Here is a 13,609-nt window from a genome sequence, read left to right as displayed (position 1 = left end):
GATTCAGAATTTTCTTAATAACTTTCGGCCGTGTTTCTTCGTTGGTGGATGAAGGGACACGGTTTTTTATTGATTGAGAAGAAAGAAAGTAGGTCGGGACATGCCCGGCAATATAACAAACACGTAGTAAAATAGACAAAATGAAGATTAAAAAGAAAGTAGCCTTAAGCGGGCTATTGCTTTGTTGTGCAATCACGGCAAAAGCACAAGTGTGTATTACTCCCCAGGTGGAGCAGCGTGCCAGGGAGTTGGTTTCTCAAATGACGCTGGAAGAAAAAATCGATTACATTTCCGGTCCCAAATCTTTTTATATCCGGGCTGTACCCCGGCTTGGCATACCCGAAATCAGGATGGCCGATGGTCCGCAAGGCATACGTAACAATACTCAAAGTACCTTGTATCCTTGTGGCATCTTGTCGGCTTCGACATGGAACCGTAAGTTGGCTAGAGAGCTGGGACATGGTTTGGCCCGGGATGCAAAGGCCCGTGGGGTAAGTATTCTGTTGGGGCCTGGAGTCAATATCTACCGCTCTCCTCTATGCGGGCGAAACTATGAGTATTTTGGTGAAGACCCTTATTTGACGGGCGAAACTGCTAAAGAATATATCTTGGGAGTGCAGGAAGAGGGAGTTATGGCTACGGTGAAGCATTTTGCGGCCAATAACCAGGAGTGGAGCAGACATCATGCCAGCTCAGATGTGGATGAACGCACGCTGCAGGAAATTTATTTTCCCGCGTTCCGAAAAGCTGTGCAGGAAGCAGGAGTAGGGGCGGTCATGGATAGCTATAATCCGCTGAACGGGGTACATGCCACCGAAAACAGCTGGCTGAACATTGATGTATTACGCAAGCAGTGGGGATTTAAAGGTATCCTGATGTCTGACTGGACATCTGTATATTCCGGTGTGGGAGCCGCTAATGGAGGGTTGGATTTGGAAATGCCCGTCGGTAAATTCATGACCAGGGAAATTCTTATTCCGGCAATAGAGAATGGTATCGTGAAGGAAGAGACCATTGACGCCAAAGTCCGGCATATACTCCAGACATTGATTGCTTTTGGAGCACTTGATACTCCGAGAGAAGATAAATCTATCGATAAAGACAATGCACAGTCTAAGGAAATTGCACTTGACTTGGCGAGAGAAGGAGTAGTCTTATTGAAAAATGATAACGGTACGTTGCCTTACCGGAACGGTAGAACATTGGTAATCGGGCCTAATGCCGATATTATTCCCACAGGAGGAGGAAGCGGATTTGTCACCCCTTATTCGGTAGTGTCACTCTATGACGGTATGGTTCAGTTGAAGGGCGGCAGACAGATAGAGCTGCTGTCTGACAGCATTCTTTATAAGGATATGTCCCAACAGATTTATACGGATGGCAGTTTTACGCAAAACGGTTTTAAGGGCGAATATTATAATACTCGTAATCTTACCGGAGAACTCTTTCAAGCTGCCATAGAGCCTGCCATAGACCATGCCTGGAAATACGGTGCACCGTTCGACGGCATGCCGGTAGATCAGTTTTCTGCCCGTTGGACGGGAGTTTACAAGGCTGACAAGGATGGAACTGTCAAGTTCCAGCTGGCTGGCGATGACGGATACCGTCTGTTTGTAAACGATAAGCTGATTACCGGAGATTGGGGGAACCATTCATTCAGTACCCGCAGTGCATTTATGCAGGTCAGTGCAGGGGAGATATACCGGTTGCGTATTGAATATTTTGATAATGTGGGTGAGGCGACTGTCAGTTTCCAGGCAGGAATGATGGATGAGGAGCGTTTGGCCTCTTCACTGAAGCATGCCAGGAATGTTATTGTATGTGCCGGGTTCAACAGCAGTACAGAAGGTGAAGGGTTCGACCGTCCGTTTGCATTGTCATACGGGCAGGAATATCTCATTAATAAAGTGGCTTCACTTCATGATAATGTGGCTGTGGTGGTGAATGCCGGAGGTGGAATAGATTTCCGCAATTGGGGGCAGAGTGTACAAGCTATTTTGATGGCATGGTATCCGGGGCAGGAGGGTGGAAAGGCCCTTGCCGAAATCATTACGGGCAAGCTTTCGCCAAGTGGCAAACTACCAGTCAGCATCGAGGAAAAATGGGAAGATAATCCGGTATATGGTAATTATTATGACAATCGCAATGTACCTCATAAACGGGTGCAGTATGCCGAAGGTGTTTTCGTAGGTTATAGGGGATATGACCGGAACGGAAAGCAGCCGCTCTATCCTTTCGGGTATGGACTGTCATACAGTAGTTTTGAATATAGTAATCTGAGTGTTGAGAAGACGGGGGGAAGCCGGGTTACGGTAAGCTTTGACATCAAGAATACCGGAAAGATGGATGCTGCGGAAGCGGCTCAGGTATATGTGCGGGATGTGGAATGTTCTGTTCCGCGTCCATTGAAGGAGTTGAAAGGCTACGATAAGGTTTACTTGAAGAAGGGTGAAACCAAGCGCGTTCGGATATTGCTGGATGAGGAAGCCTTTGCCTACTATGATGTGGAATCACATCGGTTTGTAGTGGAAAAGGGGACTTTTGAGATTCTGGCAGGTCCTTCTTCAGCTGATTTACCATTGAAGGCAACTGTTGTTTTATGATAAAATAAATATCAAAACAAGAATGGCAGTATGAAAAAGATAATAATACTGATGGTTTGTCTGTGGGGACTTGGTAACACCTTTACCTCGGCACAAACTACGGAGAAGGAGAAATTCATCTCAAGCTTGATGAAGCAGATGACGCTGGATGAAAAGATAGGCCAGCTTGCACAATGCACCTACCGAGGGAATTTTACCGGACCCGACGGTGGAAATATTCCTAAAGAAGAGTATGTCCGGCAAGGCAGAATAGGCTCTATGCTGAATGTGATAGGAGTAAAGGATATACGCCGTTATCAAGAGCTTGCTTTGCAATCGCGTTTGCGCATTCCTTTAATTTTCGGACTGGATGTTATCCACGGCTATCGTACCGGATTTCCGCTTCCGCTTGCCGAGGCTGCAAGTTTCGATTTGGCCATGATTGAGGAAGCTGCACGCTACAATGCTTTGGAAAGTGCCGCCGATGGTTTGAACTGGGTTTTTGCCCCGATGGTGGATATTTCGTGGGACGCACGTTGGGGACGCGTCATGGAAGGGGCCGGTGAGGACCCTTATTATGGTTCTCGGGTAGCGGAGGCGCGTGTCAGAGGCTTGCAAGGAGACGATTTGGCAGACACGACGACTGTCATGGCATGTATGAAACATTTTGCCGGATATGGTGCACCGATAGCAGGAAAGGAGTATAATAGTGTGGATATGTCAATGGGCCACTTTGCCAATTTTTATATGCCTCCCTATAAGGCGGCCATAAAGGTAGGAGCAGCTACCGTGATGAGTGCTTTCAATGATTTTAATAATATTCCTTGTACTGCCAATGATTTCTTGCTCAACCGGCTATTGAGAGAGCAGTGGGGATTTAAGGGATTTGTTGTGTCCGATTATAATTCGGTAGAGGAATTGGTGAACCACCGTTATGCTGTTGACAAGAAAGATGCCGCAGCCAAAGCGCTGAATGCTGGTCTGGACATGGAGATGGTAAGTACCTGCTACTTGACTTATCTGAAGGAGCTTGTTCAAGAAGGGAAAGTAAAGGAGAGTGTGCTTGATGATGCAGTACGGCGTATATTGGAGAAGAAATATGAGTTGGGATTGTTTGAGGACCCTTTTCGCTACTGTAATCCGGAAAGAGCGGCCAGAATACTCAATGCGCCCGAAGTCCGTAATGCTTCGCTCCGTATGGCCGAGCGTTCCGTTGTATTGCTGGAGAATAGGGAATCTGTGCTTCCGTTGACGGCACAGACGAGGAAGATAGCCTTGATAGGAGGACTCTCAAAATCCCAGTACGATATGGCAGGTGCTTGGGCTGCCACTACGGACCGGAACAAAGTGGTGACCTTATATGATGCATTGGTCCGGAAAGGACTGGAGGTGAGCTATGCTGAAGGCTATGATATGAAGAGCAATCAGTTGACCGGATTGCAGGAAGCATTACAGGCTGCTGAGGCTTCGGATGTCATTGTTGTGGCGGTAGGCGAGAGATTCGGTCAGAGTGGCGAGAAGGCTTCCAAAGTGAATATAGCCATACCCGAGGGGCAGCAGAAACTGGTGTCGGAACTGGCAAAGACTGGAAAACCTGTCATTGCTCTTGTCATGTGTGGGCGTCCGGTAATCTTCAATGAGATAAGGGAACATGCTGATGCGGTACTGTGTACTTGGTGGCTGGGAAGTGAGGCCGGCAATGCCATATGCAATGTGTTGTGGGGAGAGTATAATCCTTCGGCTAAATTGCCCATGACATTTCCTGCACACGTAGGACAGATTCCCATTTATTATCAGAATAAGAGCACCGGCCGCCCTACCGCATTGAAACAGACCTATAAGGCATCTTATATCGATGCTTCCACTGAGCCTGCCTATCCTTTCGGATATGGGCTTTCGTACACGGATTTTGGATATTCTGATTTGAAACTGCTGCCGGGCAAGGCTGCAGGCGTCCATACGGAGGTGTCGGTAAAAGTGACTAATACCGGTAAGTGTGCAGGAGAGGAAGTAGTTCAATTGTATGTGCAGGATAAGGTAGCCTCTGTTACGCGTCCGATAAAGGAATTGAAGGGCTTCAGGAAAATTCATCTGAATGTGGGTGAAAGCAAAACTGTAGCTTTTCAGATAACTGACGATGCACTGGGATTCTATGACAATGAGATGAATTATATGGTAGAACCTGGTGATTTCGTCTTTATGGTGGGTGGCAGTAGTGATGATGTACAGCAGATTACCTATAACTTGAAAGAATAGGATTCTTACCCTATAAATGAAAAGCAAGGCTGTCTGGAATCATATCCGGACAGCCTTGCTTTTCTGTTTTAGTTGGTTATCACATTCGTGAAATACTCTTTGAACAGTTTTTCTGCCCGTTCCAGTTGTTCCGGAGTATTTTCCTTCACTTCTTTCAATTTGTAATCCCATCCCATGGCTTCGTATTTGTGAACGCCCAGACGGTGATAAGGAAGTATTTCCACCCGTTGTATCTGCTGGTATTTGCCAAGACTTTCACCCAGCAGGCGGGTGTCTTCTTCCGAATCGCTGTAACCGGGGACCAGTACATAGCGCAGCCAGAAGGGGTGTTCATGTTCTTCGAGCCAGGCAGCGGTGCGGAGTGTCTGTTCGTTGCTTCGTCCCGTCAGCGTACGGTGGCGTTCGGGATTGAATTGCTTGATGTCCAGCAGCACGAGGTCAGTCAGGCTAAAGAGCTCTTCCACCTTTTCATTCCAGATGCCTCCGTTACTGTCCAGACAGATATGGATGCCGTTCGCCTTCAGCTCCTTGAAAAGAGGAATCAGCGCTTCTGCTTGCAGGGTAGGCTCACCGCCGGAGAAAGTAATACCTCCTTTCTTCCCGAAGAATGCCTTTTGGCTGATAGCCATTTGCAGAATCTCTTCCGGAGTGGTGGGAGTGCCTCCTTTTACATCAATCGTATCCGGATTGGCACAATACAGACAACGGAACGGACATCCTTGCAGGAAAACGACGAGCCGGAGACCCGGCCCGTCGAATGTTCCCATACTTTCGTAGGAGTGTACATTTATCATATTACATTCTTTCGTGGAATGAACGGCTGATGACTTCCAACTGATGCTCGCGGCTCAACTTCACGAAGTTCACGGCATAGCCGGAAACGCGGATGGTGAGTTGCGGATACTTTTCAGGATGTTCCATGGCATCTTCCAGCATTTCGCGGTTCAGTACGTTTACGTTCAAGTGGTGGGCACCTTTGGTGAAGTAGCCGTCCATCATGGTTACCAGGTTCTCTACACGTTCTTCCGGTGTCGGGCCCAGTGATTTGGGAACAATGGAGAACGTATTGCTGATGCCGTCCTGCGAGTCGCGGTAGCGCAATTTGGCTACGGAGCTCAAGGAAGCGATGGCACCGTTCTTGTCACGTCCGTGCATTGGGTTGGCACCCGGAGCAAAGGCAACACCTTTGGCGCGTCCGTCCGGAGTGGCACCGGTCTTCTTGCCGTACATCACGTTGGAGGTGATAGTCAGCAAGGAAAGGGTGGGACGGGCATTCTTGTAGACAGGCAGCTTTTTCAGTTCTTCGCTGAAATAGTAAACGAGGTCTACTCCCAGGTGGTCCACACGGTCGTCATTATTGCCGAAGCAGGGGAATGAACCTTCAGTGTCGAAACCTTCGGTCAGGCCGATTTCGTTGCGGCGTGCAGTGACTTTGGCGTATTTGATGGCAGACAGTGAGTCTATGGCGATGGAAAGGCCGGCAACACCGTATGCCAGATTGATGCGTGGGTCGGTATCGATGAATGCCATCTGGGCTTTCTCATAATAATACTTATCATGCATGTAGTGGATGATATTCATGGCCTCGTTGTAGACACGGGCTATTTCAGTCAGTACCTTCTTGTAGTTGGCCATAACTTCCTCAAACTTCAATGTCTCACCGGTCAATACGGGAATACCTTTCACCATGACAGTTCCGGTATTTTCGCAACGTCCACCGTTGATGGCGAGCAGCAGGGCCTTGGCAAGGTTGGCACGTGCGCCGAAGAACTGGATTTGTTTGCCGATGGCTTGGTAGGATACACAGCAGGCGATGCCGTAGTCGTCGCAGTTGCGCACTTCACGCATCAGGTTGTCGTTTTCGTACTGGATGGAGCTGGTATCTACAGAAACTTTGGCGCAGAAATCCTTGAAGCCTTCCGGCAGTTCGGGACTCCACAATACGGTCAAGTTCGGTTCCGGAGAAGGACCGAGGTTGTATAGCGTCTGCAAAAAGCGGAAAGAAGTCTTGGTGACCTTCACGCGTCCGTCATTGAAGCGTCCTCCGATGGCTTCGGTCACCCAAGTCGGGTCACCGGCAAAGATATCATTGTATGATTGCATACGCAGATGGCGTACCATGCGCAGCTTGATGACGAACTGGTCTATCAGTTCCTGTGCAAACGTCTCATTGATTTTTCCGTGAGCCAGATCGTATTCAATGAATATATCGAGGAACGAAGATACGTTACCCAGTGACATGGCTGCTCCGTCCTGCTCTTTGATGGCAGCAAGATATGCCATGTATACCCATTGCACGGCCTCTTGAGCTGATGTAGCCGGATGGCTGAGGTCGAGTCCGTAATATTCGCCCATAACCTTGATGTCCTTCAAAGCTTTGATTTGTTCTGCCACTTCTTCGCGTAGACGGATGCGTGCTTCGGTCATCGGGCCGGTGAGGTTGCGCAAGTCCTCCTGCTTGGCTTCAATCAGACGGTCGATGCCGTAGAGAGCCAATCGGCGGTAGTCGCCGATGATACGTCCGCGGGCATAGTTGTCGGGCAATCCGGTAAGGAATCCCAGTGAGCGGAAGGAACGGATTTCTTCGGTATATACATCGAATACGCCGTCGTTATGTGTTTTGCGGTAATGGGTGAAGATGTCTTTTACTTTATCGTCCACTTCCACTCCGTTTTCACGGCATGCTTTTGCTACCACGTTGATGCCTCCGAAAGGTTTGATGGATCGTTTCAACAGTTCATCAGTCTGCAAACCGACAATAAGTTCATTGTCCTTATCAATATACCCGGCTTTATGAGAAGTGATGGTAGATACGGTGGTATTGTCCAGTGAACGGACGCCATTGTTGTTCCTTTCTTCTTCGAGAGCCTTCAGACAGATGTCCCAGATACGTTTGGTACGTTCGGTAGGTCCCTGCAGGAAAGATGCATCTCCGGTATAGGGTGCGATGTTTTTACTGACGAAATCACTGACATTGATTTCTTTATTCCAAAGCCCATTGGTAAAGGTTTTGTTCAATTCCATAAAATTTGTTTTTGTTAGTAGGTTAGATAATGTTATCCTTTAGAGCGCGCAAAAATACTGAATAAATTCCGTAATTTTATAAGAGATACTTCTCTTTTTATGTTGAACAGCATAAAATAACTATTATTAGGTAGTGAATGTCCGGGGGAGTAGAGATGTTAATACTTTCTTTATATGTGGTTTATGAATTGAAACAAGAACCGAATAATAATCTGCATTATTTACAAATGATGTAGGTTTAAGGAACAGTCGTATTCTGAACCTAATTCAGTCGTATAGTGAATGCCATTCAGTCGTATACTGAATAGGGTTCAATCGTATACTGAATGTGGCTCTTTGTAAATATACTGATAGCCAGTAAGTTATAAAACTCTGTCTTGCCCTTGATAAATTTCAACAAATAGCCTAAATGCCGTTATGTTCGTTCCGTAGTGGGTATAAACAAGAATTTTGGTATAATTGCTCTGTTTTTGTGCAGAAAAGTTTGTAGAATAAAAAATGATTTGTATCTTTGCACCGCTTTAAAAGAAAAGCACTTCTGAAAAAGAAGTTTTGGAGAGGTGGCAGAGTGGTCGATTGCGGCGGTCTTGAAAACCGTTGTGCTGCGAGGCACCCGGGGTTCGAATCCCTGTCTCTCCGCTGAACTAACCGGACAATACCGGACAGTAAGCAGACAAGTCTCACAAATTCAATGATTTGTGGGACTTTTTTATTCCCTTGTGTCTGTCTTAAAGTACACCTTTTCGCCCCTAAAAGACAAAGTTCGTAACCTAACTCGTACCCCCGACAAACAAAAACGGAAAGGGGGTACAGATTGTCCGAAATTGGCGAAGTCTTGTCGCTATTTGGCTTGTCTGCATGGAACTCATTTTTAGAGAATTACAATAGTTTTGCAACTTAAAAAGTGAGTTATGAAATCGACATTCAACATTTGCTTTTACGCAAAGAAAGACAAGCAGAAAGCCAACGGTGCGTACCCCCTTTTCGCCCGTATCACAGTGGACGGCGTGGCAAGCCGTTTTAACACCAAGCTGGACGTGTTGCCCTCTATTTGGGACGGCAAAATGGGCAAGGCTACCGGACGTACTTCGGAAGCCAGCCGCATAAACCGTATGCTGGATGATATAAACGCATCCTTGAACACCATTTACCACGAAATGCAACGGCGTGACAATTACGTGACCGCCGAGAAAGTGAAGAACGAGTTTTTAGGTCATAGCGAGAGCCACGAAACAATCCTTACCCTGTTCCAAAAGCACAATGACGATGTGAAGCAGTTGGTCGGCATATCCAAGACGATAGCGACCTACCGAAAGTATGAAGTCACCCGCCGCCACCTTGCCGAATTTATCCAAAGCAAGTACAACGTATCGGACATATCTATTAAGGAGATTACCCCTATGTTCATTACCGATTTTGAGTTGTATTTGCGTACAGCCTGCAAGTGCGGCTACAACACTACCGCCAAGTTCATGCAGTTCTTCAAGCGTATCATCATCATTGCCCGCAACAACGGCATACTGGTGAACGACCCTTTCGCCAGTTACAAAATCCGGCTGGAGAAAGTGGACAGGGGGTATCTGACAGAGGACGAGATTAAAATCATCCTCAAAAAGAAAATGGTTTCCGAGCGGTTGGAACACGTCAGGGACTTGTTCATCTTTGCCTGCTTCACCGGGCTTGCCTATATAGATGTAGCCGGGCTTACGCAAGACAACATTCGCAAATCCTTTGACGGCAACCTTTGGATAATGACAAAGCGGCAAAAGACGAATACGGATGTTAATGTTCCTCTGCTGGATATTCCCAAGATGATTTTGAAGAAGTACAAGGGCAAGTTACCGAATGGTAAGATACTTCCCGTAATCAGCAATCAGAAGCTAAACGCCTACTTGAAAGAGATTGCCGATGTATGCGGTATTAAAAAGAACTTGACATTTCACCTTGCTCGCCACACGTTCGCAACGACTACCACGCTGTCAAAGGGCGTACCCATTGAAACGGTGTCTAAAATGTTGGGACACACGAACATTGAAACGACCCAAATCTATGCCCGCATCACTAACAGCAAGATAGGTAGTGACATGCAGGGGCTTGACAAGAAGTTTATCGGCATCGAGAAGATTTACAAGGAAGTCGCTATGTAATCTTGATTGTTGGGAACTGGTCACAAATTGTGACCAGTCCTTACTATTATTCCAACATTACTAAATCTCCTAAAATATACGATTATGGACTTACAGATTATCCAAAACAAAATTTTTGAAGTCAGAGGTTGCCGAGTGATGCTCGATTATCATTTGGCAGAACTCTACCAAGTGGAAACACGAGCCTTGAAGCAGGCGGTCAAGCGCAATATCGAGCGTTTTCCCAGTGATTTTATGTTTGTTCTCACCAAAGAGGAAGCTAACTTATTGTTGTCCATAGGGGTATCACAAAATGTGATACCTCCTGATTATAACTTCGGTGTAGCCATGCCTATGGCTTTCACCGAACAGGGCGTAGCCATGCTTTCTTCGGTTCTCCGTTCCAAAATAGCCATAGAGGTGAACATTTCAATCATGCGGGCTTTTGTCCTCATGCGCCAAATGGTAATCGGCTACGAGGAACTATTAAAGCGAATCGAGGAACTGGAGGTAAGCACCGATGCGCAGTTCAACGAACTGTACCAAGCCCTTACCCAGCTTCTAAGCCAGTCGCAGCAGCAAAAAGAACGCCGTCCGATAGGTTTCGTTACCTATGACCGTTCAGGTAACAAATAGGTAACGATTTCGGTAACGAAATGACACATAATAATTTAGTGATTTCGAAGATAATCTTAAATGCAAGTAAGCTATTGATAAATAAAGCATATCTTTGTACTCTAAAAGCAAGTAACAATATGGGATTGAAAATTCATACATTAGCAGAAATACCTGATAGCGTTTCTAAAAATTATTATTTGTACATTTTGGATTATTATAATTGGGATGAACCTATAGGTAACACTTTAAGAGAAAATTTTGATAAAATAGCAGAATTTGCAGCTAATAATAATTCTGTGGTTATACAGGGAATGGCAGGTAGTCATTTTTATTCGGAATTAATGTCTTGGGAGTCTATAAATGGCATAGACCCATTAGATTTATTACCAGCATTAATGATAACTACCCTTCATCCGAAATACTTTATAGACGGAAATAATAAGCAACTAAAAGGAAAGAATATTCCCAAAGATAAATTTGTGTTTTTAGAAATACGCAAAATCTGTCAGCGACCTCAAGATGTTGTAGTTCTTCTTGAAAAGATTTTTCAAGATATTAAAGAAAAGAAGGCTATTCAGGATTTCAAAGTAAAGAAAGAATTAAAAGGTGGTGCTGGTAAAATTCTCAATGATACATTAATTCTTGAACCCAATGTGGGAGGTATTGGTATCAATCTAAATAATTTATTTAAATTCTTAAAAGACAGGTAATCTGTATAATGGATTTTATCTATATAACATTCTAAAAAGCTATATTCTACCAAAGTGTATTCTATCACCTTGCGGGCAGTCCACCGACTACCCGCATTTTTATATCCTTTTCGAACTGGCACATTCCCCGAAACGCCAACCGTGCGTGGCATGGCTGACTGTATTCCGTGAAAAGAGCCGTTGGAAACCTGCACAAGCGTACCGCAAGGTAAACTTGCCATACCCTTGCCTTTCCCGCCCGCATGGAGTGTTCCCTAAAAGACGAAAGAGAACAGGCACTTTTCCCCAGTTTCCTTATCTGTAAATCTTCCTCTTACGCAGTCCCCCAACCGGGACAGTCGTTTTTATCATTTCAATAGGCAAAGGTAGTTACGTGTTCTTCACGATTTTGCAAGGTCGAGCCGTTCCGGTTTGGCGAAAAAATCTTCCCTGCCTTGCGAGGTATTTTTTGTCCAAAACCTTGCAAACTCTAAACACTACCCTTTTGAGCCTATGTGAAACGAAAACGACCGACCCGACCGGAAGACGCATAAAAAAAAAGTCGGATTTACGGGAAACAGGAAAAAAGTTCAGTGAAACTTCAACTCCCTCACCTCTCAAATCCGCATAAAATCAAAAACTTAAAAATTACAGCAATATGGAAGCAAAGGTATTATCGGAAGCAAAAGTTTATGTAGGCACTTACGGCAAGTATAACAACGGTTCATTGTCCGGCGCATGGCTTGACCTTTCGGACTATTCGGACAAGGAAGAATTTTACGAAGCCTGCCGGGAACTTCACAAGGACGAGGAAGATGCGGAATATATGTTTCAGGATTACGAGAATATCCCGGAAGCCCTGATTTCCGAAAGCTGGATTTCTGAAAACTTCTTTTCCTTGCGTGATGCGGTGGAGGATTTGGACGACACCGAACAGGAAGCCTTTTTCGTGTGGTGCAACTACAAAAGCCATGATTTGAGCGAGGAAGATGCGGACGACCTTATACGTGATTTCCGGGACGAGTATCGGGGTCAATATGACGATGAAGAAGATTTCGCCTATGAAATCATAGAAGAATGTTACGACCTGCCGGAGTTCGCAAAGACCTATTTCGATTATGAAAAGTTCGCCCGTGACCTGTTTATGTGCGATTACTGGTTTGATGACGGTTTTGTGTTTCGTGCGGCATAACCAAATACCAATCCGGGCGGGGTGTCAAAGCCCTGCCCGCTAAAAACAACCAAGCGATGAAACGGAAAAGCATTTATAAAATCCTTTGGCGGGCGTTGCTGCTCTGCCTTGCATGGCGGTTCACCAGCGTAGCCGGAGCGGGCACGGCGATAACGGCGTATATCGTATTTCGTGTCACCTGTTTCCTGCTCCGTGTCTGCCTTTCAGCCGTTTATGCGCTGGGCGTGGCTCTGCTTTTCCTGTCGTTGCTTTTCTTACTGATATTATAACCATAAAAAAATAGAACATCATGCAGTCACTTAACAAAAACGGGGTAAGCATCACCCAAACACCGGGAGAAGAAAAGTTCGTGAAATGCTGTTTAGGGGCTTTCAGGGGACAGGCTTATTTTCAATATGACTACCGCCACACGGACGGCGAACTATTCAGCACGGTAGCCAAAACGCTGGACGAGTGCCGCCGTAGGCGTGACGAGTGGATAGCGAAAAAAGAACGGAGTAATAAATAAGTAAAATTTAGGGATATGAAAACGACAGAAGTAAACAAGGAGCTTATCGGCAAGCGTTGCGAGTGTATTTTTACGGGTTTAATGGTAACGGGCGTTATCGAGGATATAGAGGACAGCGAACATTCGGCAGCGGTCAAAGTCCGTTTCGACCACCCGCACCAGTGGGGCGATGATTTGTATAATGATGTGTGGGCGTGGGGGCGCAAAATTGACGAGTTCGGCACGCTGCATCATTTGCACCTGCTGGTGGATAAACCGGACTTTCAAATAATGACGGTAGTTTTCAGCGAGCCAATCAGCCGGATAGACCGCAGTGTTTTTGAAGATGTGGAAACGTGGGGTGTCTGTTCCCTGCAAGGCTGGGTAAACAGTTATGAAAGTGTCCGGTTTGTAGCCATAAACGACCATACGGCAATCATTACGGGCGAATACAATATGGAACAGGTAAAGGTGTGGTTAGAAAAATACACGTCCATAAAAAGCCTTAAAACCAGTTGATAGAGAACGGCGGCTGTTTGCCGCCGTTACTTTCTTCCGTGAGCCTGCCAGCGGGTGAAGAAAGTAACAAAGAAGCCCGCCTATATTCCCCAAAAAATTATTAGCAACCAATGCCT

General features: G+C 45.9%; 11 protein-coding genes and 1 tRNA gene. 10 read left to right on the top strand and 2 right to left on the bottom strand.

Annotated features, from left to right (window positions below; translation table 11 throughout):
* Positions 1-140: 140 nt before the first annotated feature.
* Positions 141-2,603 carry a glycoside hydrolase family 3 protein gene (locus DXD78_RS16915; protein WP_005832495.1) on the top strand — a complete coding sequence of 821 codons (2,463 nt, stop codon included), beginning with the start codon at positions 141-143 and terminating at the stop codon, positions 2,601-2,603.
* Between the two features lie 30 nt (positions 2,604-2,633).
* Complete coding sequence (gene bglX / locus DXD78_RS16910; RefSeq protein WP_005831660.1) at positions 2,634-4,838, top strand: beta-glucosidase BglX; 2,205 nt, start codon at positions 2,634-2,636, stop codon at positions 4,836-4,838.
* A 68-nt stretch (positions 4,839-4,906) separates the two neighbouring features.
* Here bglX and pflA read toward each other — a convergent pair whose 3' ends face one another.
* The gene (gene pflA / locus DXD78_RS16905) at positions 4,907-5,632 is read right to left on the bottom strand and encodes a pyruvate formate-lyase-activating protein (protein ID WP_005831659.1); all 726 of its coding nucleotides are present in this window, start codon (positions 5,630-5,632) and stop codon (positions 4,907-4,909) included.
* A 1-nt stretch (position 5,633) separates the two neighbouring features.
* Positions 5,634-7,862 carry a formate C-acetyltransferase gene (gene pflB, locus DXD78_RS16900; RefSeq protein WP_005831658.1) on the bottom strand — a complete coding sequence of 743 codons (2,229 nt, stop codon included), beginning with the start codon at positions 7,860-7,862 and terminating at the stop codon, positions 5,634-5,636.
* A gap of 554 nt (positions 7,863-8,416) precedes the next feature.
* Between pflB and DXD78_RS16895 the strand changes: the two genes are divergently transcribed.
* From DXD78_RS16895 to DXD78_RS16850, 8 genes are all read left to right on the top strand, one after another.
* Positions 8,417-8,501 (top strand) — tRNA-Ser (locus DXD78_RS16895).
* Between the two features lie 272 nt (positions 8,502-8,773).
* Positions 8,774-10,009, top strand: coding sequence for a site-specific integrase (locus DXD78_RS16890; RefSeq protein ID WP_117652895.1), 1,236 nt, complete (start codon positions 8,774-8,776; stop codon positions 10,007-10,009).
* Between the two features lie 84 nt (positions 10,010-10,093).
* A complete protein-coding gene (locus DXD78_RS16885) occupies positions 10,094-10,624 on the top strand; it encodes an ORF6N domain-containing protein (RefSeq protein ID WP_117652894.1) in 531 nt (176 codons plus the stop codon).
* Positions 10,625-10,743: 119 nt separating this feature from the next.
* A complete protein-coding gene (locus tag DXD78_RS16880) occupies positions 10,744-11,316 on the top strand; it encodes a hypothetical protein (protein WP_117652903.1) in 573 nt (190 codons plus the stop codon).
* Positions 11,317-11,953: 637 nt separating this feature from the next.
* Positions 11,954-12,487 carry an antirestriction protein ArdA gene (locus tag DXD78_RS16865; RefSeq protein WP_117652892.1) on the top strand — a complete coding sequence of 178 codons (534 nt, stop codon included), beginning with the start codon at positions 11,954-11,956 and terminating at the stop codon, positions 12,485-12,487.
* Positions 12,488-12,543: 56 nt separating this feature from the next.
* The gene (locus DXD78_RS16860; RefSeq protein WP_117652891.1) at positions 12,544-12,756 is read left to right on the top strand and encodes a hypothetical protein; all 213 of its coding nucleotides are present in this window, start codon (positions 12,544-12,546) and stop codon (positions 12,754-12,756) included.
* 20 nt (positions 12,757-12,776) lie between these two features.
* Positions 12,777-12,995: a DUF3873 domain-containing protein gene (locus DXD78_RS16855; RefSeq protein ID WP_117652890.1), complete on the top strand. Its 219-nt coding sequence runs from the start codon at positions 12,777-12,779 to the stop codon at positions 12,993-12,995.
* Between the two features lie 15 nt (positions 12,996-13,010).
* Positions 13,011-13,493, top strand: coding sequence for a hypothetical protein (locus tag DXD78_RS16850; protein ID WP_117652889.1), 483 nt, complete (start codon positions 13,011-13,013; stop codon positions 13,491-13,493).
* Positions 13,494-13,609: the final 116 nt, after the last annotated feature.

Origin of the sequence: Bacteroides sp. D20 (assembly GCF_003436255.1) — a bacterium.
In the GTDB taxonomy this organism is placed as follows: Bacteria; Bacteroidota; Bacteroidia; order Bacteroidales; family Bacteroidaceae; genus Bacteroides; species Bacteroides uniformis.
Note: the sequence above shows the minus strand (reverse complement) of the source record. Positions and strands in the feature narration are given on the sequence as shown.